General features: G+C 66.2%; 19 protein-coding genes, 1 tRNA gene and 1 pseudogene. 9 read left to right on the forward strand and 12 right to left on the reverse strand.

Going from position 1 to position 25,202, the window contains the following annotated elements; genetic code table 11:
- Nucleotides 1-423: 423 nt before the first annotated feature.
- From ACX12D_RS13565 to ACX12D_RS13585, 5 genes and pseudogenes are all read right to left on the reverse strand, one after another.
- Entirely contained in the window at nucleotides 424-954 is a 531-nt protein-coding gene (locus ACX12D_RS13565; RefSeq protein WP_459371483.1) for a chromate transporter, read from the reverse strand.
- 137 nt (nucleotides 955-1,091) lie between these two features.
- Nucleotides 1,092-1,664 (reverse strand): annotated as a pseudogene (locus tag ACX12D_RS13570) (chromate transporter); the annotation flags it as partial.
- Nucleotides 1,665-1,766: 102 nt separating this feature from the next.
- A complete protein-coding gene (gene parC, locus ACX12D_RS13575) occupies nucleotides 1,767-4,118 on the reverse strand; it encodes a DNA topoisomerase IV subunit A (protein WP_441635060.1) in 2,352 nt (783 codons plus the stop codon).
- A 92-nt stretch (nucleotides 4,119-4,210) separates the two neighbouring features.
- Complete coding sequence (locus tag ACX12D_RS13580) at nucleotides 4,211-4,999, reverse strand: lytic transglycosylase domain-containing protein (RefSeq protein WP_459371484.1); 789 nt, start codon at nucleotides 4,997-4,999, stop codon at nucleotides 4,211-4,213.
- 48 nt (nucleotides 5,000-5,047) lie between these two features.
- Nucleotides 5,048-7,039 carry a DNA topoisomerase IV subunit B gene (locus tag ACX12D_RS13585; protein ID WP_441635064.1) on the reverse strand — a complete coding sequence of 664 codons (1,992 nt, stop codon included), beginning with the start codon at nucleotides 7,037-7,039 and terminating at the stop codon, nucleotides 5,048-5,050.
- Nucleotides 7,040-7,344: 305 nt separating this feature from the next.
- Here ACX12D_RS13585 and ACX12D_RS13590 point away from each other — a divergent pair, with 305 nt between their 5' ends.
- Nucleotides 7,345-8,577: an MFS transporter gene (locus ACX12D_RS13590; RefSeq protein ID WP_441635066.1), complete on the forward strand. Its 1,233-nt coding sequence runs from the start codon at nucleotides 7,345-7,347 to the stop codon at nucleotides 8,575-8,577.
- Nucleotides 8,574-8,720, forward strand: coding sequence for a hypothetical protein (locus ACX12D_RS13595; RefSeq protein ID WP_173430684.1), 147 nt, complete (start codon nucleotides 8,574-8,576; stop codon nucleotides 8,718-8,720). Before ACX12D_RS13590 ends, ACX12D_RS13595 begins: the two co-directional genes overlap by 4 nt.
- Nucleotides 8,721-8,787: 67 nt before the next feature.
- Here ACX12D_RS13595 and ACX12D_RS13600 read toward each other — a convergent pair whose 3' ends face one another.
- Nucleotides 8,788-10,710: an ATP-binding cassette domain-containing protein gene (locus ACX12D_RS13600; protein ID WP_459371485.1), complete on the reverse strand. Its 1,923-nt coding sequence runs from the start codon at nucleotides 10,708-10,710 to the stop codon at nucleotides 8,788-8,790.
- A 593-nt stretch (nucleotides 10,711-11,303) separates the two neighbouring features.
- On the opposite strand from ACX12D_RS13600, the gene ACX12D_RS13605 reads away from it, so the two are divergent.
- Together ACX12D_RS13605 and ACX12D_RS13610 are read left to right on the forward strand one after the other, a co-directional pair.
- Nucleotides 11,304-12,230, forward strand: coding sequence for an amino acid ABC transporter substrate-binding protein (locus ACX12D_RS13605; protein WP_459371486.1), 927 nt, complete (start codon nucleotides 11,304-11,306; stop codon nucleotides 12,228-12,230).
- Nucleotides 12,231-12,334: 104 nt separating this feature from the next.
- Complete coding sequence (locus ACX12D_RS13610) at nucleotides 12,335-13,537, forward strand: benzoate/H(+) symporter BenE family transporter (protein WP_459371487.1); 1,203 nt, start codon at nucleotides 12,335-12,337, stop codon at nucleotides 13,535-13,537.
- A gap of 10 nt (nucleotides 13,538-13,547) precedes the next feature.
- Here the strand turns inward: ACX12D_RS13610 and ACX12D_RS13615 are convergent, their stop codons facing one another.
- Nucleotides 13,548-13,988 carry a hypothetical protein gene (locus ACX12D_RS13615; protein ID WP_459374021.1) on the reverse strand — a complete coding sequence of 147 codons (441 nt, stop codon included), beginning with the start codon at nucleotides 13,986-13,988 and terminating at the stop codon, nucleotides 13,548-13,550.
- A gap of 343 nt (nucleotides 13,989-14,331) precedes the next feature.
- On the opposite strand from ACX12D_RS13615, the gene ACX12D_RS13620 reads away from it, so the two are divergent.
- A complete protein-coding gene (locus tag ACX12D_RS13620) occupies nucleotides 14,332-14,664 on the forward strand; it encodes a DMT family transporter (RefSeq protein ID WP_459371488.1) in 333 nt (110 codons plus the stop codon).
- A 78-nt stretch (nucleotides 14,665-14,742) separates the two neighbouring features.
- Here ACX12D_RS13620 and ACX12D_RS13625 read toward each other — a convergent pair.
- Nucleotides 14,743-14,817, reverse strand: a tRNA-Arg gene (locus tag ACX12D_RS13625).
- Nucleotides 14,818-14,925: 108 nt separating this feature from the next.
- Nucleotides 14,926-15,321, reverse strand: a complete 396-nt coding sequence (locus ACX12D_RS13630; protein WP_459374022.1) for a YXWGXW repeat-containing protein — start codon at nucleotides 15,319-15,321, stop codon at nucleotides 14,926-14,928.
- A gap of 1,012 nt (nucleotides 15,322-16,333) precedes the next feature.
- On the opposite strand from ACX12D_RS13630, the gene ACX12D_RS13635 reads away from it, so the two are divergent.
- Nucleotides 16,334-18,313 carry a DEAD/DEAH box helicase gene (locus tag ACX12D_RS13635; protein WP_459371489.1) on the forward strand — a complete coding sequence of 660 codons (1,980 nt, stop codon included), beginning with the start codon at nucleotides 16,334-16,336 and terminating at the stop codon, nucleotides 18,311-18,313.
- A 143-nt stretch (nucleotides 18,314-18,456) separates the two neighbouring features.
- Here the strand turns inward: ACX12D_RS13635 and ACX12D_RS13640 are convergent, their stop codons facing one another.
- Together ACX12D_RS13640 and egtD are read right to left on the reverse strand one after the other, a co-directional pair.
- Nucleotides 18,457-19,716: an SUMF1/EgtB/PvdO family nonheme iron enzyme gene (locus ACX12D_RS13640; RefSeq protein WP_459371490.1), complete on the reverse strand. Its 1,260-nt coding sequence runs from the start codon at nucleotides 19,714-19,716 to the stop codon at nucleotides 18,457-18,459.
- A 156-nt stretch (nucleotides 19,717-19,872) separates the two neighbouring features.
- Nucleotides 19,873-20,973 carry an L-histidine N(alpha)-methyltransferase gene (gene egtD, locus ACX12D_RS13645; RefSeq protein WP_459371491.1) on the reverse strand — a complete coding sequence of 367 codons (1,101 nt, stop codon included), beginning with the start codon at nucleotides 20,971-20,973 and terminating at the stop codon, nucleotides 19,873-19,875.
- Between the two features lie 554 nt (nucleotides 20,974-21,527).
- Here egtD and ACX12D_RS13650 point away from each other — a divergent pair.
- From ACX12D_RS13650 to ACX12D_RS13660, 3 genes are all read left to right on the forward strand, one after another.
- Entirely contained in the window at nucleotides 21,528-22,226 is a 699-nt protein-coding gene (locus ACX12D_RS13650; RefSeq protein WP_441635181.1) for a TerC family protein, read from the forward strand.
- A 201-nt stretch (nucleotides 22,227-22,427) separates the two neighbouring features.
- Entirely contained in the window at nucleotides 22,428-23,222 is a 795-nt protein-coding gene (locus ACX12D_RS13655; RefSeq protein ID WP_441635183.1) for a thymidylate synthase, read from the forward strand.
- Nucleotides 23,219-23,719 carry a dihydrofolate reductase gene (locus tag ACX12D_RS13660; protein ID WP_459371492.1) on the forward strand — a complete coding sequence of 167 codons (501 nt, stop codon included), beginning with the start codon at nucleotides 23,219-23,221 and terminating at the stop codon, nucleotides 23,717-23,719. Before ACX12D_RS13655 ends, ACX12D_RS13660 begins: the two co-directional genes overlap by 4 nt.
- Before the next feature lie 79 nt (nucleotides 23,720-23,798).
- Here ACX12D_RS13660 and pmbA read toward each other — a convergent pair whose 3' ends face one another.
- Nucleotides 23,799-25,169 carry a metalloprotease PmbA gene (gene pmbA, locus ACX12D_RS13665; RefSeq protein ID WP_459371493.1) on the reverse strand — a complete coding sequence of 457 codons (1,371 nt, stop codon included), beginning with the start codon at nucleotides 25,167-25,169 and terminating at the stop codon, nucleotides 23,799-23,801.
- Between the last annotated feature and the right edge of the window lie 33 nt (nucleotides 25,170-25,202).

Here is a 25,202-nt window from a genome sequence, read left to right on the forward strand (position 1 = left end):
CTCGTCCTCTGAGACAAAACCACGAAACCAGCCACACCCGAAACGGCGCAGCCCCTCGCGCCGCGAACGGCAGATGTGGGAACGGTCACCGCATACGAGGTCAGGGGCCGCACCACGTAACCCATAGGTCATGCAGTTGCGATGTCCTCTGGGCCGGTAGGATTCGCCAGCCAACACTCCGGGCCGTACGACGCAACCACCGATATTCGAGAGCCTTATTGCTCTGCGCCCGGCAGGGTCGGCTTTCTTCTCGTTAGTCTTCTTTGCCGACGCAAAGAAGAGTGACCGGCAGCCCCCGCAGGGGGATGTCGTATGGCACTTGGGTGCAAGATGCCAACGCCGCACAAAAAAACAGCAAAAGACCCGAGCATGGAGGCTCTTGGCCCCAACAGCCAACACCGCATCCTCCACCCACAATCAAGCTCAAACCAACCCCATTACCCCCGCCCCGGCCCCCAACCCCACCAGCACCAGCGGATGCACCTTCGTCTTCAGCATCAACACGATAGTGACCACCGTCACCGCCACGGCGGTCCAGCGGTGATCCACGCTCGCGGCAAGGATCCAGCCGGTGGAAAACAGCAGGCCGATGGTCAGCGTGGCAAGGCCGCGCCGGATCAGGCCGGGCCACCGCGCCTGCGGCGAGCGGCCGGCGAAATACTCGAAGCCGAGCGCGATCACGCTGGACGGCCCGCAGATGCCGATCATGCCGACGATGGCGCCGGCCAGACCCGCCACCTGCCAGCCGAACAAGGCAACGAACAGGATGTTCGGCCCCGGCGCGGCCTGCGAGATGGCGTACATGGCGGAGAACTGCGCGTCGCTCATCCAGGCGTTCGACTCCACCAGGAAGCGATGCATGTCGGGGATCGTGGTACTGGCCCCGCCGATGGCGAGGAACGACAGCGTCAGGAAATGCGTGAGCAGGCTGGAAAGCACGTTCGGTGAAGTCATTGCCGCGGCTCCCCGGGTACAGGCTGCATGGGTGGCATGGGATCGATGCCGTCATCGCTGGATGGCATGGACGGCATGGGCGGCATTGACGAGACCTCGATAGCAGCCGGCGCCTGCGCGCGCCGCGCAAGCTGCTCGCTGCGCCACTCCAGCACCAGCCCCATCGGCACCAGCACCGCCATCACCGGCACCAGCGGCCAGCGCAACAGCCCGATGCCGACAAACGCCGCGCCGCCGATCATCAACCCGCGCACGGTGCGTGGCTGGCTCTGCGCCAGCTTGAAGCCGGTCGACAGCACCAGGCCCGCCGACACCGCCGTCATGCCCGTGAGCATGCGCTGCACCGCCGCCACGTCGCGGTAGTGCTCGTACAGCAGCATCAGCGCCAGCACGCCCACCATCGGCACCATCACCAGCCCCGCAAAGGCCGCCAGCGCGCCGCGAAGCCCGGCAAAGCGCAAGCCCAGCATCAGCGCGAGGTTGATCACGTTGGGGCCGGGCAGCACCTGCCCCAGGCTGAGCAGTTCGACAAAATCGCGGTCGCCCAGCCAGCGGTTGCGCTCGACCACGGCGCGCCGCACGAAGGGCAGCACGCCGCCGAAGCCGGACAGCCCCATGCGGGCGAATTCGATAAACAGGCGCCGCGGCGTGGGTGGGGGTGCTAGCGCTACCATCGGATCGTCGCCGGCGGGAGAGGGAGTAACTGGCATCGCTTGTAACGGGAGAGGCATGGCCGCCGGGGTGGTCCGGCATGCCGGGAAAGAAAAAAGCCCCGCGCATTGTCGCGCAGGGCCAGTTCGGGTTGGCGCGGCTTAGTTGCCGCTCGCCGGAGGCACGATCCGTACCGGCTCGATGCTCGGCTCCTTGAGCTTGAGATCCAGCGCGCGGCCCTTGCGGGCGCGCTTGCCCACATAGGGCAGCAGCAGCTGGCCGTAGAGCTTCTGCGAGCTCGGCTTGCCGCCGCGCCCGGCACCGGACACCACCAGCCCCGGGGCGCCGACGGCAATCGCCTGCTGCAGCGTCTCCTTGGGTTCCAGCTCCATCAGGATCACGCCGCGGCCACCGGCCGAGAGCGACTTGATCTCGTCGAGCGCAACCAGCAGCATGCGGCCGTTGGCCGACAGGCAGGCCACGTGCGTGGCATCCTCCCCGATCGGCGCGGGCAACAGCGGCGCATCGCCCTCGTCCAGCGTCAGGTAGGCGCGGCCGCCCTTCTGCCGGCTGACCATGTCGCCGACCTTGGTCTGGAAGCCATTGCCGCCGCGCGTGGCGATCAGCAAGCGCTGGTCGACGCCGCCGGCAAAGGTGTGGGCGATCTGGCTGCCGGGCTGCAGCTCGATCAGCGTGGTCACGGGCACGCCGTCGCCGCGCCCGCCCGGCAAGCCGGCCACCGGCACCGTGTAGGCGCGGCCATTGGTGCCGAACACCAGCATCACGTCCACGCTGCGGCACTCGAAGGTGCCATAGAGCGCGTCGCCCGCCTTGAAGGTGAACTGCTGCGCGTCATGGCCGTGGCCCTGGCGCGTGCGCACCCAGCCCTTCTGGGAGACCACCACGGTGACGGGCTCGTCGACCACGCGCACCTCGGCGTTGGCGCGGCGCTCTTCCTGGATCAGCGTGCGGCGCGGATCCTTGTCTTCCGGGCTGTATTGCTTGGCGTCGGTCTCGATCTCCTTGATGATGCGCCGGCGCATCATGGTCTCGGACTTGAGCAGCACATCCAGCTCGGCCTGCTCGTCGCGCAGGCTCTTCAACTCCTGCTCGATGCGCAGCGCTTCCAGCCTGGCCAACTGGCGCAGGCGGATTTCAAGGATGTCTTCGGCCTGGCGGTCCGACAGGCCGAAGGCTTGCATCAACGCCGGCTTGGGCTCGTCGCTCTCGCGGATGATGCGGATCACCTCGTCGATATTGAGCAGCACCAGCATCCGGCCTTCGAGAATGTGGATGCGGTCTTCGACCTTGCCCAGGCGATGGCGCGTGCGGCGGGTGACGGTGGCGAAGCGGAAGGCGATCCACTCGCGCAGGATGTCGGCCAGGCCCTTCTGGCGCGGGCGGCCATCGGTGCCGATCATCACCAGGTTGATCGAGGCCCCGGACTCCAGGCTGGTGTGCGCCAGCAGCGTCTGGATGAATTCCTGTTGCTCGATGTTCTTGCTCTTGGGCTCGAACACCAGCCGCACCGGCGCGTTCTTGCCGGATTCGTCGCGCACCGCGTCGAGCACCGCCAGCATGCCTTGCTTGAGCTGCAACTGCTCGGGCGTCAGCGATTTCTTGCCTGCGCGGACCTTCGGGTTGGTGATTTCCTCGATCTCCTCGAGCACCTTCTGCGACGAGGTGCTCGGCGGCAGCTCGGTCACCACCAGTTGCCACTGGCCGCGCGCCATGTCCTCGATGATCCAGCGCGCGCGCACCTTCAGGCTGCCGCGGCCGTTCTCGTAGATCTGCGCAATGTCGGCCGCCGGCGAGATGATCTGGCCGCCGCCCGGATAGTCCGGACCCGGCATCAGCGCCAGCAGCTCGGCCAGCGTGATATTGGGGTTGCGGATCATCGCCACGGTGGCTGCCGCCACTTCGCGCAGGTTGTGCGGCGGCACCTCGGTGGCCATGCCCACGGCAATGCCCGATGCGCCGTTGAGCAGCACAAAAGGCAGGCGCGCCGGCATCAGCCTGGGCTCTTCCATCGAGCCGTCGTAGTTGGGGATGAAGTCCACCGTGCCCTGGTCGATCTCGTCGAGCAGCAGGCGCGCGATCGGCGTGAGCCGGGCTTCGGTGTAGCGCATGGCCGCCGCGCCGTCGCCGTCGCGCGAGCCGAAGTTGCCCTGGCCGTCGATCAGCGGGTAGCGCAGCGAGAAGTCCTGCGCCAGGCGCACCAGCGCGTCATAGGCGGACTGGTCGCCGTGCGGGTGAAATTTACCCAGCACGTCGCCCACCACGCGCGCCGACTTGACCGGCTTGGCGTCGGAGCGCAGCCCCATCTCGTGCATGGCGTACAGGATGCGGCGCTGCACCGGCTTCTGGCCATCGGCCACTTCCGGCAGCGCGCGGCCTTTGACCACGCTGATGGCGTAGTCGAGATAGGCGCGCTCGGCATAGTGCGCCAGGGTCAGCGAGTCCGCTCCGTTGTCGGGCGAACCTGGGTCAAGCGGAATGTCTTGTTGTTCCATGGATTGGCAAGAAGACGGCGCACCGCATCGTTGGCCGGTGCGCCGGTTGCATGTTGTTCGTTATGCGGTTCGTCGTATGGTTCGGGATGGGATCAAGGCATGTTGCGGCGGCCACCGATCACCATCTTGACGCGATTGACTCCCGCCCCGCCCACCCCCGCGGGCGCGCCGCCCGGACGGTAGAAGCGATAGAACTGCAGCACCGTGCTGACATACTGCTGGGTCTCGGGGAAAGGCGGAATCTTGTTGTTGTAGCGCTGCACCGCGCCCTCGCCCGCGTTGTACGCGGCCAGCACCAGCTCGAGGTCGTTGGGGAACAGCTCCATCAGCCAGCGCAGGTAGCGCACGCCGGCCGAGATATTGGTGCGCGGGTCGGCCAGTTTCTGCTCGACCGTGCGCCGGGCATCGGCGCTCACGCCAAAGCGCGCGCCAGTGCCGGGAATCACCTGCATCAGCCCGATCGCGCCCTTGGGCGAGACCGCGCCTGCGTTGAAGCCGGACTCTACCGCCATCACCGCCTTGACCAGCGCCGGGTCGACATTCTGCGCCGCCGCGATCTGGCGGATCATGGGCTCGACCGTGGCGATATTGGGATGGTTGACGACATATCGGTAAAGCTTGTGCGTCTCCAGGTCGATCTGGCTGCCGGCTCCGGCACGGTACGGCAGCGGGCTCTTGAGCTCGCCGCCGTTCTTCATGAACAGCGTGTAGCGCTCGTCCAGCTTCTCGTCCGAGAAATGCGCCACGCCGTCGTCGTCGATATAGCCATACAGCGCAGCGTGGGCCGCTGGCATGAAGCCCATGCCGGCCAAGCCGGCCAGCAGCGTGCCGGCGGCAATCCATTGCCGTGCACGGGTGCTGCCAGGTCGGGTCTTAGCCATCGGGGCTCCTTGCGTCATGCGGGTATCGAACGGTTCGATTCGTGCCGCCTAGATATCGGCGATCACCTCGTTGCCGCGCTCCTCGAGCCAGGTGCGCCGCTGCGCGGCCTCGCCCTTGCCCATGAGCATATTCATCACGCCCACGGTCTGCGGCAGGTCGAAGTGTCCAAGCGCCACCGGCAACAGGCGGCGCGTGTCGGGATTCATGGTGGTTTCCCACAGCTGCTCGGCGTTCATCTCGCCCAGGCCCTTGAAGCGCGAGATCTGCCAGCCGCCGTCCTTGATGCCATCCTTCATCAGCTTGTCCTGGATGGCCACCAGCTCGCCGTCGTCCAGCGCATAGAGCTTCTGGGCCGGCTTCTTGCCGCGTGCCGGCGCATCCACCCGGAAAAGCGGCGGGCGGGCCACGCACACGTTGCCGTTGTCGATCAGCCTGGGGAAATGCTTGAAGAACAGGGTCAGTAATAGCACCTGGATGTGCGCACCGTCCACGTCAGCGTCGGACAAGATACAGATCTTTCCGTAGCGCAGGTTGGACAGGTCGGGCTCATCGTTGGGGCCGTGCGGGTCCACGCCGATTGCCACCGCGATGTCGTGCACCTCGTTATTGGCGAACAGGCGGTCGCGCTCGGTCTCCCAGGTGTTGAGCACCTTGCCGCGCAGCGGCAGGATGGCCTGGAATTCCTTGTCGCGCCCCATCTTGGCCGAGCCGCCGGCGGAGTCGCCCTCGACCAGGAAGAGTTCGTTGCGGGTGACGTCGGTGGATTCGCAGTCGGTCAGCTTGCCGGGCAGCACGGCCACGCCGGAGCCCTTCTTCTTTTCCACCTTTTGCGCCGCGCGCGTGCGCGCCTGCGCCTGGCGGATCACCAGCTCGGCGAGCTTCTTGCCGTACTCGACGTGATGGTTGAGCCACAGCTCCAGCGCGGGGCGGCTGAAGGTGGACACCAGCTTGACCGCGTCGCGGCTGTTCAGGCGCTCCTTGATCTGGCCCTGGAACTGCGGGTCCAGCACCTTGGCGGACAGCACGAACGAGGCGCGGGCGAACACGTCTTCGCTCATCAGCTTCACGCCCTTGGGCTGCAGCGCGTGCATCTCGATAAAGCTCTTGACCGCCTGGAACAGGCCTTCGCGCAGGCCGGACTCGTGCGTGCCGCCAGCCGGGGTGGGGATCAGGTTGACGTAGGACTCGCGCACCGGCGCGCCATCTTCGGTCCAAGCCACCACCCAGGAAGCGCCCTCGCCCTCGGCGAAGCCATCTTCCGCCGGGTTGGCGTCCGGGTCGGCAAAGTGCTCGCCTTCGAACATCGGCACCACCAGCTCGGCGCCACTGCCCTGCGCCAGCGCTTCCACCAGGTAGCCTTTGAGGCCCTGCTCGTACTGCCAGGTCTGGCGCTCGCCGTTTTTCTCTTGCAGCAGCGTGACCTTGACGCCCGGCAGCAGCACCGCCTTGCTGCGCAGCAGCCGCTGCAGCTCGGCCATCGGGATCGCGGCCGAATCGAAGTACTTCGCATCGGGCCAGACCTGCACCCGCGTGCCGCTCTTCTTCTCGCCGCGTTCGAGCTTGCGCGTGGCCAGCGGCACGGTGACGTCGCCGCCGGAGAAGGTCAGCGTGGAGCAGTTGGCGTCACGCCATACGGTGACGTCGAGACGGGTAGACAGCGCGTTGGTGACGGAGACACCCACACCGTGCAGGCCGCCCGAGAAGGCATAGGCACCGCCCTTGCCCTTGTCGAACTTGCCGCCCGCGTGCAGGCGCGTGAACACGATTTCCACCACCGGAACCTGCTCTTCGGGATGGATGCCGACCGGGATGCCGCGGCCATCGTCCTCGACGCTGATGCTGCCGTCGCGGTGCAGGGTGACCATGATCTCGGAACCGTGGCCGCCCAGGGCCTCGTCGGAGGCATTGTCGATCACCTCCTGCACGATGTGCAGGGGATTGTCGGTACGGGTGTACATGCCGGGTCGTTGCTTGACCGGCTCCAGGCCCTTCAGGACCCGGATGGAGGATTCGCTGTACTGACTGATTTTGCTCGCCATGGAGTCGCTTGCTTAGTGGGATTCTCGGCCAGCCTTGGCGGGGGCGCGGTTGCCGCACGCCAGCCAGGGGGGCCGGGCAGCCTGCATTGTAATGGAAGCGGGTAGCCGTCTTGATGCCAATCGTCACCAGCAATTGCCGTGCGCGATTCGGCACATCCGGTGTCTCGGGCGGCGCCGGAGTGACGCCCGACGTCCTCCCGCGATGCGGAGTACACTCGCTCGCACCGGCGTGGCCAAGGCGGTTCCGGACCGCGCCGACAGAACTAAAACAGCACTACGCACACCGAGCCAGGATGCAGGACGCCATGCAGAACACGATTCAACACACACCAAGAAAACCACTCTCCCTCACAACTGTATTGATTTGCGGTGGCCTGCTCGTCACCTTGTCGATGGGTATCCGGCACGGCTTCGGCCTGTTCAACCTGCCGATCACGCAGACACACGGCTGGAGCCGCGAGACCTTTGCCTTCGCGCTGGCGCTGCAAAACCTGATGTGGGGCGTGACCCAGCCGTTTACGGGCGCCCTGGCCGACAAGTTCGGCGGCTTCCGCATCATGCTGGTCGGCATTGCGCTGTACGTGGCGGGCCTGGTCGTGATGGCCATGGCCACCTCCGGCACCGCCTTCGCCTCGGGCGCCGGCATCCTGATCGGCATTGCGCAGTCCGGCACCACCTACAGCGTGGTGTACGGCGTGATTGGCCGCGTGGCCAGCCCCGAGAAGCGCGTGTGGGCCATGGGCATCGCGGCGGCCGCGGGCTCGTTCGGGCAGTTCCTGATGATCCCGGTGGAGCAGACGCTGATCTCGACTGCCGGCTGGCAGAACGCGTTGTTCATCCTGGCGGTGCTGGCCTGCCTGATGCTGCCGCTGGCCTTCAGCCTGCGCGAGCCGCAAGGCGCCACGCATGCGCCCGGCTTCCAGCAAACCATCGGCCAGGCCGTGCGCGAAGCGTTCGGCAACCGCAACTTCCAGTTGCTCACGCTGGGCTACTTCGTCTGCGGCTTCCAGGTGGTGTTCATCGGCGTGCATCTGGCGCCCTACCTCAAGGACCGGGGCCTGACCGACCCGAAGATCGCGACCGTGGCGCTGGCGCTGATCGGGCTGTTCAATGTGTTCGGGACCTATAGCGCGGGCGCGTTGGGGCAGCGCGTGCCCAAGCGCTTCCTGCTTTCGCTGATCTACATCACCCGGTCCGTGGTGATTGCCGGCTACCTGCTGCTGCCGCTCACGGCCACCAGCACCTGGGTGTTCGCCGCGATGATGGGTTTCCTGTGGCTGTCCACGGTGCCGCTGACCAATGGCATCATCGCGCAGGTGTTTGGCGTGCAGTACCTGTCGATGCTGTCGGGCGTGGTGTTTTTCTCGCACCAGATCGGCAGCTTCCTGGGTGCGTGGCTGGGTGGCTTCCTGTATGACCGGACCGGCACCTACAACACGGTCTGGATGATCGCGATCGGGCTGGGCGTAGTGGCCGCCCTGGTCAACCTGCCGATCCGCGAGCATGCGATCGCGCGGCCACAAGGGGCCGCCGCATGATCACGGCACGCCCCGCCGGCCTTGCGCTTCGGGCAGCAGGCTTCACGGCGCTGGCCGGGGTGCTGGCGCTGGCCTTCATGGCCTACCTGCGGCCGGCCTTCATGGTGGACCTGACGAACATGGTGCTCGCCTGGTGCGGGTGAGGATGCGCCAAAGCCGTCGGCAATGACGACGGCTGCGGCTCCCCACGGAGCCGCAGCCGTAGCGGCCTTACTGCGCCTCGGCCTTGGTCTTGGCTTCCAGCACTTCCCAGCGCTCCAGCGCCTCCAGCAGTTCCAGGTCGATCTCATCGTGCCGGGCCGCCAGCTGCGCGGCCTTGCCCGCGTCGCTCACATACAGCGAGCCGTCCGCCAGCTGTGCGCCGACGGCCTTCTGCTCGTTTTCCAGCGAAGCGATACGCTCGGGCAGCGTGTCCAGCTCGCGCTGCTCCTTGTACGACAGCTTGACCAGGCGGTTGGCCGCACGGGCTTCGCGCGGCTTCGTGCTTTCCGCGGCGGCCTTGCCCTCGCCACCGCGCGCGTCCTGCATGGCCGCGCTGCGCGCCGACTGGACCTGCCAGTCGGAGTAGCCGCCCACGTACTCGCGCCAGCGTCCGTCGCCTTCGGCGGCGATGGTGGAGGTCACCACGTTGTCCAGGAAGGCCCGGTCGTGGGACACCAGGAACACCGTGCCGCTGTAGTCCTGCAGCAGTTCTTCAAGCAGTTCCAGCGTATCGATGTCGAGGTCGTTGGTCGGCTCGTCCAGCACCAGCACATTGGCCGGGCGCGCGAACAGGCGCGCCAGCAGCAGGCGGTTGCGCTCGCCGCCGGACAGCGACTTGACCGGCGAGCGCGCGCGTTCCGGCGCGAACAGGAAATCGCTGAGATAGCTCATGACGTGCTTGCGCTGGCCGTTGATCTCGACCCAGTCGCTGCCAGGGCTGATGGTATCGGCCAGCGAGCGCTCCAGGTCCAGCTGCGTGCGCATCTGGTCGAAATACGCCACCTGCATGTTGCTGCCGTTCTTGACCGTACCGGCGTCCGGCGCCAGCTCGCCCAGGATCAGGCGCAGCAGCGTGGTCTTGCCCGCGCCGTTCGCGCCGATCAGCCCGACCTTGTCGCCGCGCATGATGGTGCCGGTGAAGTCGCGCACCACCATCTTGTTGCCAAAGGCCTTGCTGACATCCGTCAACTCGGAAACGATCTTGCCGGAGCGCTCGCCTTGCGACACTTCCAGCTTGACGTTGCCCTGCACGTCGCGGCGGGCCGCACGGTCGGTTCGCATCGTCTCCAGGCGCTGGATACGCGCCACGCTACGCGTGCGGCGCGCTTCCACGCCCTTGCGGATCCAGACTTCTTCCTGCGCCAGCAGCTTGTCGAACTTGGCCTGCTCGACCTGTTCGGCGGCCAGCAGCTCGGCCTTGCGCGCCTGATAGGCGGCGAAGTTGCCAGGAAAGGAAATCAGCCGGCCACGGTCGAGTTCGATGATGCGGGTGGCCACGCGGTCCAGGAAGGCGCGATCATGGGTGATCAGCAGCACGCTGCCGCGGAAGGCCAGCAGCAGGTCTTCCAGCCAGCGGATCGCTTCCACGTCGAGGTGGTTGGTCGGCTCGTCGAGCAGCAGGATGTCGGGTTCGGCCACCAGGGCCTGCGCCAGCGCCACGCGCTTTTGCATGCCGCCAGATAGCGCATCCACGCGCACATCGGCACTCAGGCTGAGCTGCGCCAGCGTGGTTTCCACCCGTGTGCGCAAGCCCCAGGCACCGGCGGCGTCGACTTCCGACTGCAGCCGGTGCAGCTCGGCCAGCGAGTCCTCGTCGTGGTTGTCGTCCAGCCCCGCCAGCGCCGCTTCATAGGCGACCAGCAGGTCGTGGATCTTGCCCAGGCCCTGGGACACGGCGTCGAACACGGTCACACCCGCCTCGAACTGCGGCTCTTGCGGCACATAGGCCGAGGTCACGCCGCTCTGGCGCGCGATCAGGCCATCGTCCGGCGCGGACAGGCCGGCCACGATCTTGAGCAGCGACGACTTGCCGGTGCCGTTGCGGCCAATCAGGCCGACGCGCTCGCCGGCTTCCAGCGAGAAGTCGGCATGGTCGAGCAAGGCCACATGCCCGAAGGCAAGCTGGGCGTCGGAAATCGAAAACAGGGCCATGGGAGCAATACGAAAGGAGACAGCAAAAAAGAGGCAGATCAAGGAGGCAGCTCGAGGAGGTAGCTCAAGCGGCTTGATCCCGCGGCCGCGCGCCGGCGTCGGACAGCAACCGGGCGGCGGGGTGCCAGGTAGCCGGCATTGTAGACCACCGGCGCCCGCCCTCGCCGGCGCCGGCGCAAACCCCGGGCCTGCGGCCGCCACAAAAAAAGAAGGGCCCGCGCTCGCGCGGGCCCAAGAGTCTCTCCTCGGTGCCCTGCTCGCAAGGCACGGAAAGGAGCATAGCAAGCGCCCCGGCCTGGCTCTAGTCGTACAAGTCCGTAAGGGAAAGTCCCGTCAACGCCCCCTTCGGCGCGCCTCTTATGGGTCTGCGATGCATCTGCCTTGCGTCTGCTACGCATCTGCCACGCACCTGTTGCGCGCCGCGCAACACCCTCCCGCCGTGGCGATTGCCGGGCCGCTTTCCCCCATGGAACAATGGCGCGCGGCCCGCAGGCCGCAGCACAACGGCAGCTATACAAGAACCGGTCCGAACCGGTGAAAGGCGACCCAACGCCAATTCCGCTTGATGCCTTTTTCTTTGTACGGGGAATTCCATGATCCATCCGCGTGCGCAGCGCTTGCCGCTGCTACTTGTGCTATCGACCCTGCTTTCGCTTTCACTCGGCATCGGCGCCATGCCCGCCGCCGCGCAGTCCGGCGGCACGCCGGTGCTGCAGCGCATCGAACAGACCGGCGCGCTGCGTATCGCCCACCGCGAAAGCTCGGTGCCGTTCTCCTTCGTGGTCGACGGCAAGCCTTACGGCTATGCCATCGACCTGTGCCTGCGGGTGGCCGACGCCCTGCGCGGCGCGCTCCGGCTCCCAGGCCTCAAAGTGGAATTCGTTCCTGTCACGCCGGCCAGCCGCATCGCCGCCATCGTCGACGGCAAGGCCGATCTCGAATGCGGCTCCACCACCAACAACCGCGAGCGGCGCGCGCAGGTTGCTTTCACCATCCCGCACTACATCGCCGGCAGCCGCATGCTCGTCAAGACCGACTCCGGCATCCGCACGCTGGGCGACCTGCGCGGCAAGACGGTCGTCTCCACGGTAGGCACCACGTCGCTCGCGGTGGTGCGCCAGATCAACGGCTCCGGCGCCATGCAGATCCACGTGGTGGAAGCCAAGGACCACGCAGAAGCCTTCGCCATGGTCGAGCAAGGCAAGGCCGACGCCTTCGTGATGGACGACGTGCTGCTCTACGGCCTGCGCGCCAATGCGCGCGACCCGGCCCGCTACACCGTCACCAACGAGCTGCTGACGATCGAGCCCTACGCCATCATGCTGTCGAAGCAGGACGCCGAGTTCAAGCGGCTGGTGGACAAGACCCTGATCGCTGCCATCTATTCGCTCGATACCCAGAAGCTCTACAAGAAATGGTTCCAGTCGCCGATCCCGCCGCAAGGGGTCAACCTCGACATCCCCATGAGCTACCTGCTGCGCGATTCCTTCAAGTTCCCTAGCGACAAGGTCGCCGACTGAGAGGACTGAGAGTCGTGTCCGGCACGGCGCAACTCGTGCGAAGATGGCGGCCCAGCCGCTTTTTCCGCACCCGTTGCGTCGGGTGCTGCCTCATGTCTCGCCCCATGTCCCGCCCCATCTCCACCTCGCCACTGAAGCTGACCGATCTCTCCGTCTCCGCCCTGGTCGCCGGGCTGATCGCCATGCTGACCGGCTACACCAGTTCGCTGGTGCTGATGATCCAGGCCGGCCAGGCCGCCCATTTGTCGGACGCGCAAGTCGCCTCGTGGATCTGGGCGCTGTCCATCGGCATGGGCGTGACCACCATCGGGCTGTCCCTGCTGACGCGGGCGCCCATCGTCGTTGCCTGGTCCACCCCTGGCGCCGCCCTGCTGATCGCCAGCCTGCCCGGCGTGCCCTACGCGCAGGCCATCGGCGCCTTCATCATGGCAGCGGTGCTGATGACCGCCGCCGGCATGACCGGCTGGTTCGACAAACTGATGCGCGCGCTGCCTGCCAGCATTGCCTCGGCGCTGCTGGCAGGGATCCTGTTCCGCATCAGCGTCGACGTGTTCGTGCAAGCCCAGCACCAGACCCTGTTGCTGCTGGTGATGTTCGCGCTGTACCTGCTGGGCAAGCGCTTCTGGCCGCGCTACGCGGTGCCCGGCGTGCTGCTGGCGGGCGTGGCGCTGGCCGGCGCGCTTGGCCAGCTGCATTTCGAATCGTTTCATTTCGCGCTGGCCAGGCCAGTGTGGACCACGCCGGCGTTCTCGCTGCAGGCCTTCGTCAGCATCGCGGTACCGTTGTTCATCGTGGCGCTGGCGTCACAAAATATTCCCGGGCTGGCGGTGCTGCGCGCCGACGGCTATCACGTCCAGGCTTCGCCGCTGATCACTGTCACCGGCATCGCCTCCGCCCTGCTCGCCCCGTTCGGCTCACACGGCATCAACCTGGCGGCCATTACCGCGGCCATCTGCACCGGCACGCAAGCCGATCCCGACCGCAACCGGCGCTATACGGCGGCGGTGGTTTGCGGCATCGGCTATCTGGTTGCGGGGGCGCTGGCAGCCAGCATCGCCGCGCTGTTCGCGGCGTTCCCCAAAGCGCTGGTCGTGGCGGTGGCCGCGTTTGCCTTGCTCGGCTCGATCGCCAGCGGCCTGACCACCGCCATGCAAACGCCGGCCGAGCGCGAATCCGCCCTGCTGACGTTCATGATCACCGCCTCAGGCATGACGCTGGCCGGCGTGGGGTCGGCTTTCTGGGGCGTGGTGGGCGGCATGCTGGCACTGATCGTCTTGCGGCCGCGCACTGCCGCCAAGGCCGGATAAGCGCGAGTGCTTACAGCAGCAGGAAAGCGATGTCCGCGGCGCCGATCCCGGAAACCGGCGTGCCCTTGCGCCGCTGGAACAGGATGTGCTGCAGCACCCGGTCGCGGTGCTCGGCAAACGTGGCTGGATCGAAGCGCAGCGCGGTGAGCGCATAGTGCTCGGAGAGCAGCTTGTAGACCCGGTGGCGCACCATCAGCATTTCGCTATCGGCGCGCAGGCGGCTCATCTCGCCAGCGTTATCCTCCTCCAGCTGCCGCATGCCGACCACCACGCGCGCATGCATGCCACGGTAGCGATCCAGCTCGTCGTGCGCCTTGCGCAACTCCTCGCGCAGCGCTCTCACTTCCTGCTGGAGCTTCAGGTTGTGCTGCACGCCTCGCTGGATGCGCGACGCCTCTTCCAGTGCCACATCCGCTGCGGCAATCGTGTTCTGCCAGAGCCCCTGACCCATCGTCTGGCCATCCACCTGCGGCCACACGGTCTGAACCCCACCCTCGCCTTCCATGACGCTCCCCCTGCAAACCTGACTCACCCGCCGCTGGCTTTATCACGACTGCCAGCTGGTCGGGACAACCGCGACCACCCCACAACGAGACTCCGGACTACCGGCACCTGAACAACGCGCTCTACCTCGATTGAAGATGGCATCCCGGCAAGGAACAACCACACGAAAGGAGGGATCGCCAGCCCGCAAAGCGGCCTCGAGCATGCTTTGCACTGTACACCCGGCAAGGCCCGCCGGGCAGCTATGGGAAAATGTGGCCCCAGCGACAGCCAATGTGAAGGACCCATCGATGAATGCCTATGTACTACTGGCCCTCGCCATCGCGGCTGAAGTCATTGCCACCAGCAGCCTCAAGGCCGCCGAGAATTTCACGCGCCTGTGGCCAAGCGTGCTGGTTGTGGCCGGCTATGTCAGCGCCTTCTTCCTGCTGATGCAGGTCATGAAGACCGTGCCCGTGGGCATCGCCTACGCAATCTGGTGCGGCGCGGGGATCGTGCTCGTGACGCTGATTGCCAGCGTGCTGTATCGGCAAGTGCCGGATCTGGCGGCCTGGCTGGGGATCGGGCTGATTATTGCGGGGGTGGCGGTGATTCAGCTGTTTTCGAAGATGGGGACGCATTGAAACCTGCGCCGTGCGGCTGCAAGCCACTGCACTTCAACTTTGGGGAGCTTTGATGGACCGCTGGGCACCCCGTGAGGGTGGTCCCGCCGGCAGGAATCGAACCTGCATTTCACGCTTAGGAGGCGCGTGTTCTATCCATTGAACTACGGCGAGACGATAGACACTCCCGGGTCGATGAATGCGCTTTGGCGGCGTGGATCCTGGAGCAGGCCGGAGTATATCAAAATCCTCACCGCCCAAGAAACGCGCCGCCCTCGCTATTTAGCACTCGCCTTTCTTGGCGTGCCCCGGGGGACAGTGGTAGCCCTTGTCCTTCTTGCCATACCCGCCGTCGCCCCGTCCGTCCCAGCGCTCGGGCATCAACACCCAGCCACCGCTGGCCTGCACCCAGCGCGGCGCCTCGTAGACGTAGCCAGCGCGCTCGCGCTCCCATTTGCCCTTTTTCCATTTGTGCTTGTGGCCACGATCGTCCCAATCCCAGTAGCCGGGGGCCCAGACGTAGCCGGGACGCGCAACCGGGACGGCTTCATAGACGGGGGCCGGCGGCGGAACGCCGATCGCCAGATTGATTGACACCTGGGCCAGCGCCGCCGGCGCCACGCCCAACCCGCCCGCCAAGCCCGCTACCGCTGCCGCGCACAACAGAATCTTTCGCATATTGTTCTCTCGCTTGCCTGTGTTGTTCAGGAGCGAGAATAGCCTGACCCGGAACTTCAGGCTGTTAGCAAAGGTATCCATGGATGACTTCTGTCGCGCGAAGGAAACGCAGCGGCGTGGCGAGGCGCGGTTAGCAGAACCGCCAGCCCCACAAACGAGAAGCCCGCCAGGAGACTGGCGGGCTGGTTGCGGACGGTCCGGGCCTTCCAGGTCAACGCCGGCGCTATCGCGGCAACAGTCGTTGCAAGCAGCGTTTCCCATGATTCCGCCCATGACGCGGACGTCCCTCCGGACCACCCGGAGAGCCGAAGGAAAGCTGGCAGTGACGCCGACTGCCGCGATATCAGCGGCTAGCAGCACTTAAAGCAAAGCGCCGAGGAAGGTCAGCGGGTATTCCAGGTCCGCCACCTTGCCGGGCAACCGTGTGCCCGACGGCTTCAGTATAGGCAGGCAGCCCACGGATGCAACTTTGAATGCGGCAGGGGAAAATGCCAACAAAAGTGCGCGATGACACGCAAAATCTCGTGCTTCGGCCGCATATCGGCCTCAAAAAGGAATTCCTATCGCAGTGCAACAAACTTACTTTTGTTTCTGCTATAATTCGCGCCGTGAGTTCGCACTGTGAGTTGTGCAACACGCCAGCCGGGTTCTTCCGGCAGGCGATACCGCCCCCGCTCTCAAGCTCTGCTCCCCGGTCCCGCCGACTGGCCTGCTTTATGTTGCCGCGCTGTTTGCTGCATCAAGGCCAAGTGGTGATACCCGACAGAACGCATTTCTCACCGACGTCGCCTCGTCTCCGATCCTGTTGAATAGCTCTATAGAGCTGTTTGCCTGCCAGGGACTGCCGCCCGGCCTTGTGCCCGGTGTCACCCTGCCTGCCGCCGTACTGCCAGCTGTGTCTGTCGTAACGGCCTCACCGATTGGCGCCGAAGCCTTTTTAAGACTTTGCACTGCGCCCGCCCCTGTTCGCTAGTTCGGCATGGGGTGCCATGCATTTAAAGAAAATTACGACATGACCCAGCACGACATTCGTGCGGAGCAAGATTTTGCCTCCGCCGCCGACGCATCGATCGAAGCCGCAGCCATCGCCACCCCCGCTATCCAGGAACCGAGCCCGCTCGACAAGCTCGACGCCATCCTCAGCCCGGAAGCCGCCGTGGCGCCTGCCGCTGTTGCCATCGATGCCGAAAACGGCTTCGCCAAGCTCGGCCTCGAAGAAGCCATTCTTCGCGCCCTGGTTGAACTGAACTACACCACCCCGACCCCGGTGCAGGCACAAGCGATCCCCGCCTTCCTGGCTGGCCGCGACCTGCTGGTATCGAGCCAGACCGGCTCGGGCAAGACCGGCGCCTTTATCCTGCCGGCAATCCAGCGCATCAGCGAGAAGGCTTCGCCGAATCGCCCGCGTTCGGACGATCCGGTCAAGCGCATGAAGGGCAAGCGCCCCCGTCCGTCGCCGGCGCAACCCGCGCTGCTGGTGCTGACCCCGACCCGCGAACTGGCCCTGCAAGTTACCGAAGCCACCGCCAAGTACGGCCGCCACCTGCGCCGCATCGTCTGCGCCAGCATCCTGGGCGGCATGCCTTACCCGAAGCAGCTCGCCGCGCTGTCCAAGATGCCTGACATCCTGGTCGCGACCCCGGGCCGCCTGCTGGACCACGTTGAAGCCGGCCGTATCGACCTGTCCCAGCTGGACATGCTGGTGTTCGACGAAGCCGACCGTATGCTCGACATGGGCTTCGCCGACGACATCGACGCCATCGTTGCCGCTACCCCGGCCACCCGCCAGACGCTGATGTTCTCGGCCACGCTGGACGGCCGCATCGCCCAGTTGGCCTCGCGTCAGCTGCGCGATCCGCAACGCATCGAAATCGCCGCGACCCGTGCCGACCAAAGCAATATCGAACAGCGCCTGCACTTCACCGACGACATGTCGCACAAGGAAAAGCTGCTGGACCACCTGCTGCGCGACACCACACTCAAGCAAGCCATCGTCTTCACCGCGACCAAGCGCGATGCCGATTCGCTGGCCGAGCGCCTGTCGGACACCGGCTTCGCAGCCGGCGCGCTGCACGGCGACATGACCCAGGGCGCGCGTAACCGCACCCTGACCTCGCTGCGCCGCGGCAACCTGCGCATCCTGGTGGCAACCGACGTGGCCGCACGCGGCATCGACGTGCCCGATATCACCCACGTGGTCAACTTCGACCTGCCCAAGCAAGCGGAAGACTACGTCCACCGTATCGGCCGTACCGGCCGCGCTGGCCGCTCGGGCGTCGCCATCAACCTGGTGAACCACGGCGACATGTTCCAGTGGAAGCGCATCGAGCGCTTCACCAACAACCGTGTCGACGCGTCGGTGATCGAAGGCCTGGAGCCGCGTCGCTCGCCGAAGCCGCGTTCGGGCTTCGCCGGCAAGCCGGGTGGCGACCGCGGTGGCTACCGTGGCAACAGCAATGGCGGCGGCTATCGCGGCGGTGAAAACCGCAGCTTTGGCGACCGCAAGTTCGGCGGCGGCGAAAGCCGCGGCTTCGGCAGCCGTGACGGCGCCCCGCGTCCCGCAGGCGATCGCCCGTTCGGCGACCGTGACGGCAACCGTGGCTTCGGCGACCGCAGCAGCCTGGGCAACCCCAATGGCAACAGCACCGGCTATCGTGGCCAGGGCGGCCAAGGCGCGGCCGGCGGCCAGCGCAGCTTCAACAACGAAGGCGGCGGCTACCGTGGCGGCGACAATCGCGGCTTCGGCAATCGTGACGGCGCGGCTCCCCGCAGCTTCGGCGACGGCAATCGTGGCGCCGGCTTCGGCGGCGGTGCAGCCGGCAATGGCGGCAACGGTGGCTACCGTGGCGGCGAAGGCCGCAGCTTCGGCAACCGCGATGGCAACCGTGACGGCGCACCCCGCAGCTTCGGCGACGGCAACCGCGGCGGCTTTGGCGGCGGTCAGCGCAACGGCAACGGCAACACCGGCGGCCGCTCGCGTTTCGAGCGTTAATTCGCCGGGCTGAATAGGTTCACCGCTTAGGCGGTGATCTCTCTCACAGCCAAAGAAAAAGGCACCTTCGGGTGCCTTTTTCTTTGGCTGGCGACTTTGGCCGCCTCAACCAACGGTGCTCGCCACGGGTAACCAGCGCCCCGCTACATCGAACAACTGCGAAAGCCGACGAACGCGAAATCGTCCTCGGGCAGCAGCGCCATCCGCGCGCGTGCATGGCGCTGGCGCGCCGGGCTGGCGAAAGAGGTGCTCCGCACCGCCTGGTGGCTGGCAAAGCAGTACACGTATTCCATATCGGCGGGGTCCGCCTCGAATCCCGCGTAGGGCTCGTACGGCGTCGCCGTCCACTCGCGCACCATGCCCCAGCGCAGGCCGCCCCGGTCCTGGACTGCAGCCAGCTCCCATTCCGTTTCCGTCGGCAGGCGCCGGCCTGCCCAGGCGCACCAGGCTTGCGCCTCGAACAGGCTGACGTGACGCACGGCCTCGTCAGGGTTCAACGTGCGCAGACTGCCGAAACGCAAGGCCATCCAGGCCCGCGACTCAGGATGGCGGGCCCAGTAGCGCGGCGCCGAGCGATCCTGCATCATCAGCCACTGGCGCCCCGCCGCCGACCACCACGACGCGCGCTCGTAGCCGCCGTCCTCTACGAAATCGAGGAACTGCGCATTGCTGACCGGCGCGGCATCCATCTCGAAAGCCGGCACATAGGTGGGCTGGGCCGGCCGTTCATCGGGCAGCGCGAAGCCATCCGGCGCGTTCCAGCCCTGGATGAAACGCCCGCCGGGAAACTGCAAGGTGCCGCCGTGCGGCACCGATACCGATGGCAGGACGACCGCAGGCTCCACGGGGGCAACGCCCAGCGCCTGCAGCAGCGCGGCGATGGCCTCGCCCTGGCGGTCCTCGTGGAACAGCGCGCGGCGCCAGGCGTAGAGCGTGGCATCGCCATCGTCGGGTTGCGCCGCCAGCCGGCGCAGGACGGCATCGAGCACGTCGGCGGCGTAGCGCTTGACCACGGCCACGTCGGGCAGCGTGACCTCCCAGCGGGCATCGGGATCGATGCGATCGGGATCGAACCACTCATCCGCGCCCGTCAGCAGCGACGGCACACTGGCCACCTGCAGCCAGGCGCCATCGCGCTCGAGCGTGCGCACGTCGCGCAGGCACCACCATTCGGCGTGCCAGGCCACATGACCGAGAGTCCACAGCGGCGGGTCGGCAAAGTCCTGCCGTGGCACCTCCCAGCCGCGCCGGGTCTGGCCAAAAGCTGCCAGCCAGGCCAGGGTGCGGTTGCGCGCCTCCACCAGTGCCTGTGCCAGGCCTTCGCGCGGCAGCCGCCGGGCATCGGCCCAGACGGCCTTGCCGCCGTTGAAATGAAGGTCAGGAAGCATGGAGAAGCCGCTCATCGAACACCCTGCCGGAAAATGGGATTGGCACCCGGTTGCGTGATCCGGCGAGCCGCGTGCGCCATGCGCCGCACCTCTCGCCGGAGAGATGCGGGCATTATGACACCAGCCCTACCGCCCCCTCGCGGTGCGCCCCGTGGCTTCAGGCGTCAGGCTTCAGACCCGGGCGTGGAACACCGCGAACCATCCGCGCGGATCGCTCCACCAGACCGGATCGTCGAAGCCCGCGGCCTCGAGCAAGGCCGCGAAGTCGTCCGGGCGGTATTTATACGAATCCTCCGTATGAATTTGCTCGCCCGCGCGGAAGCCGCGGCTGCCCTCCGCCCAGCGCACGGTGACCTCGCGCTCGGCTTGCAGGTGCATCTGGATGCGCGACCCCTCGCGGTCGAAGCTGGCCACATGGCGCCAGTCCTCAAGCTGGAAGTCACTGCCCACGATGCGGTTCAGGTTGCGCAGCACATTGCGATTGAAGGCGGCGGTCACGCCGAGCGGGTCATCATAGGCAGCCACCAGCGCCTGCTCGTCCTTGAGCAGGTCCACGCCAATCAGCACGCCATCCCCCTTGCCCGCCGCGGCCCGCAGCCGCTGCAGCAAGGCCTGCGCCTGGGCGGGTGCGAAATTGCCGATACTGGATCCTGGATAAAAGAACAGACGGCGCCCGTGCCTGACCTCGGGCGGCAGATCGAGCGGCACGCACAGGTCGGCGCCCAGGCCAAGCATGGGAATCTGCGGATGCTGCTGCTGCAGGCAGAACAGCGTGCCGCGCAGGAACTCCACCGAGATGTCGAGCGCCACGTATTGCGCCGGCTGCAGGCTGCCGAAGAGCCGGGCCGCCTTCTGGCAGTTACCCGCGCCAAGGTCGATCAGCACGCAGCCGCTGCCGGCGCGTGCGGCCATGGCGGGAGCAAAGGCCGAAAAGACCGCGGCCTCGGTGCGCGTGGGGTAGTACTCGGGCAGGTCGGTGATGGCCTCGAACAGGCGCGAGCCGAGCACGTCGTAGAAGAACTTGGGGCTGATGCGGGCGGCGCCGGCCAGCAGGCCGCGCGTGATCTCGCCGCGTAGCGCGCCGCTGTCCTCGTGGTACTGCTGGATGAAATCCAGCCGCGGCACCGGGTTCGGCTGTGCATGGCCGTTGCCGACGACGACGCTGCCGGCGGGAGAGCTGTTGGGTTTCAGGGAAGAGGTGCCGTTGTGATTGGCTTGGGTGTGCTTGAGGCGTGCGTTCAGCGGATTCAGCGGGGTCGGGACTGCCGGCATGACGTTTCCTTGATGGTCGATGGGCACTGCATAAAACCCCCAGGGGCCCGCACATCACGGCATGTGCGGGGCTCGCACGGGATCCGCCTCCGGTGACGTCTGGGGCGCATCAGTTGATGCAAGTCTTTTCAGGATAGCTGGCGAGCGTGGAGTGTGCTTACCGCACTGCACAAAAACCTCAGCGCGGTAAGAGACAGAAAGTGCGCCTTATTCAACAACAGCCTGCCGCCACAGCGCCACCACATCGCCACCACAAAAAATACGCGGCATCGTTTATAATCCGCCCCAGCGTATCTGCTCCGGGCTCGCCCGGATTGGATCGCCCCTCAAAGGGGAGTAGCTCCGGGGCCATGCCCTTAGCACAATCGTCATTCCGGGACTGACAGTCTCCGGTTGTGCTGACCGCGCCAAGTACCATCGGCGGTCGAGCAAGACCTTTGCAACCTGGTTTCATGGTTTGCAAAGGCGCCTCCCAAGCCCCCCACACATCATGTCTCCAGGCCAAACCGGTGCGTACGCACGGCTCTTAGCTATTCGTTGTTCGAGGAGATTTCATGGAATGGTTTACCGATTTGTTCACGATGCAGTTCCTGACGGCACTGCTATCCATCGTCGTCATTGACCTTGTGCTGGCCGGCGACAATGCGATCGTGATCGCCCTGGCGGCGCGCAACCTGCCGCCCCACCTGCAGAAGAAGGCCATCATCTGGGGAACTGTCGGCGCGGTCGTGGTCCGTTCGGCCATGACGGTCGGCGTGGTGTGGCTGCTCAAGATCCCTGGCCTGCTGCTGATCGGCGGCGCGGCCCTGGTGTGGATTGCCTACAAGCTGCTGTCCGATGACGGCAATGGCGACGAACATGGCGCGGGCGCAACCACCCTGGTGGGCGCGATGAAGACGATCATCATCGCCGATGCGGTGATGGGCGTGGACAACGTGCTGGCTGTGGCCGGCGCGGCGCACGGCAGCTTCCTGCTGGTGGTGCTGGGCCTGCTCATCAGCATCCCCATCGTGGTGTGGGGCTCGAGCCTGGTGCTCAAGCTGATGTCGCGCTTCCCCTCGGTCATCTTCGTCGGTGCCGGCGTGCTGGCCTTCACCGCAGTCAAGATGATCGTCAGCGAGCCGCTGGTGAAGGATTTCTTCAACAGCAACGCACTGGCCTACTACGGCTTGTTCGTGGTTGTCGTCGGCGGCGTGCTGGGCGCTGGCTACCTGGTGCAAAAACGCCGGGCTCCGGCTACGGCCGCGCAGTAATGCGCGGCGGCGCCAGCGCCGCCGAGCTAGCTGGATCCTGAAAACGGGTCGCCACGGGTCGCTGAAAGGCGGCCCGTTTTGCTTTGCGATAAAATGCTAAACCTTTAGCAATTTGCTATCCGGTTATTTGCTATTCGGTTAGCAGATTGCCGCCATACGCGCACGCCGCTGTCGCGTCACTTTTCCCCAACACCCGCGCCGATGAAACAGTACCTCGACTTCATGCGCCATGTGCAAGAGCATGGCACCGAAAAGGCCGACCGCACCGGCACCGGCACGCGCTCGGTGTTTGGCTACCAGATGCGCTTCGACCTGCGCGAAGGCTTCCCGGTGGTGACCACCAAGAAGCTGCACATGAAGTCGATCATTCACGAACTGCTGTGGTTCCTGAAGGGCTCGACCAACATCCAGTACCTGAAGGACAACGGCGTCAGCATCTGGGACGAATGGGCCGACGCAAACGGCGAGCTCGGGCCGGTCTATGGCTCGCAGTGGCGCGCGTGGCCCACGCCGGACGGCCGCCACATCGACCAGATCACCGAGCTGATGGCGCAGATCCGCAGCAATCCCGATTCGCGCCGGCTGATCGTATCGGCCTGGAACGTCGGCGAGATCGCGCAGATGAAGCTGCCGCCCTGCCATGCTTTCTTCCAGTTCTATGTGGCCGACGGCCGCCTGTCCTGCCAGCTGTACCAGCGCAGCGCCGATATCTTCCTGGGCGTGCCGTTCAATATCGCCAGCTATGCGCTGCTGACGCACATGATCGCGCAGCAGACCGGGCTGGAGGTGGGCGACTTCATCTGGACCGGCGGCGACTGCCACATCTACAGCAACCATGCCGAGCAGGTGGCAACCCAGCTCGCGCGCGCGCCGATGGCGTTGCCGCAACTGAAGATCCTGCGCAAGCCGGACAGCATCTTCGACTACAAGTACGAGGACTTCGAACTGGTGGGCTACGAATCGCATCCGGCCATCAAGGCACCGGTGGCCGTATGACGCTGCTGACCCTGATCGTGGCGAAAGCCCGCAACGGCGTGATCGGCCGCGACAACACCTTGCCCTGGCGCCTGCCCGAGGACCTGGCGCACTTCAAGCGCACCACCATGGGCGCGCCCATCGTGATGGGCCGCAAGACGTGGGAGTCGATCGGCCGGCCGCTGCCAGGCCGACGCAATATCGTGGTGAGCCGCAACCGCGACCTGCGCATCGAAGGCTGCGACGTGGCGAACTCGCTCGAAGACGCGCAGCGGCTATGCGTGGGCGTTGAACAGATTTTCCTGATCGGCGGCGCGCAGCTGTATGCCGAGGCCCTGCCCTGCGCTGACCGGCTGGTGGTGACGGAAATCGATGCGGATGTGGAGGGCGACGCGGTGTTTCCGGCCATCGACCCGCAGCAGTGGGTCGCGACGCAGCGCGAGCGGCATCATTCGGAGGCGAACGGTTTCGACTACGCGTTCGTGACGTACGAACGCCCGCCCTCGGGCGAGGAATAACGGCCGGCTCAAACGCCAGGTTTAAAACGACGCTGACGTTCTACGCGCGGCGGCCTGTCTTCAGGCCGCCGCTGTCGTTTTAGTTGCCGCCGGCGATGGTCATCTGCTCGATCAGGACCGAGCCAGTTTCCTTGGTGCCGCGCACCAGCGCATCGGCGCCAATGGCCACGATCTGCTGGAACATCTCCTTCATGTTGCCGGCGATGGTGATCTCTTCCACCGGGTACTGGATCACGCCGTTCTCGACCCAATAGCCCGACGCGCCGCGCGAGTAATCGCCCGTCACGTAGTTCACGCCCTGCCCCATCAGCTCGGTCACCAGCAGGCCGGTGCCCAGCTTGCGCAGCATGCCGGCGAAGTCATCTTTCGGCGTGGTCAGCTTGCTGGAGAGCGTCAGGTTGTGCGAGCCGCCGGCATTGCCGGTGGTCTTCATGCCCAGCTTGCGCGCCGAGTACGTGGAGAGGAAATAGCCTTCCACCACGCCGCCGCGCACCACATCGCGCGCGTGGGTCTTCACGCCTTCTTCGTCGAAGGGCGCGCTGCCCATGGCGCCCGGCAGGTGGGGCTGCTCGTGGATATGGATATGCGGCGCAAACACCGCCTTGCCCAGCGTGTCGTAGAGGAAGGTCGACTTGCGGTACAGCGCGCCGCCGGACACGGCCTGCACGAAGGCGCCGAGCAAGCCGGCGGCCAAAGGTGCTTCGAACAGCACCGGGCAGCGGCGCGTCGACAACTGGCGCGCATTCAGGCGGGCCAGCGAGCGCTCGGCGGCATAGCGGCCGATGTCCTCGGGCGCGGCCAGCGCGCCGGGTGCGCGCTTGGACGAGTACCAGTCGTCGCGCTGCATGCCGCTGCCGGTGCCGGCGATCGGCGCGCAGGAAATAAAGTGGCGGGAATACGGGTAGCCGCCCGTGAAACCGCGCGAAGTGGCCAGCACGAACTGCGAATGCTGGGCCGAGACGCTGGCGCCGTCGCTGTTGCGAATGCGCGGCGAGACCGCGAAGGCGGCCGCCTCGGAGCGCCGCGCGATCTCGATGGCTTGCTCAGCGTCGATATTCCAGGGATGGAACAGGTCGAGGTCCTGCGGGTTGCGCTCGAGCAGCGCCTCTTCCGCCAGGCCGGCGCAATCGTCTTCCGCGGTGAAGCGGGCGATGTTGTAAGCCGCCTCGGCCGTGGCGCGCAGGGCCGCCGGCGAGAAATCCGAGGTGCTGGCGTTGCCGCGCCGCTGGCCGATCATGACCGTGACGCCCACTACCTTGTCGCGGTTTTGCTCGATGGTTTCCACCTGGCCCTTGCGCACCGACACCGACAGGCCGCTGCCCTCGGAGATCTCGGTAGCCGCGTCGGTGGCGCCCAGCTCGCGTGCCACCCGCAGCACATCGGCGGCCATCTCGCTGAGCTGGGCCTGGGTATAAGTGAAGTGGGTGGTCTGGTCTGCGGATTGATCCATTGTGGGCGCGGTCATCAAAAGTCCAAACAAGAA

This window comes from Cupriavidus sp. PET2-C1 (assembly GCF_054515855.1).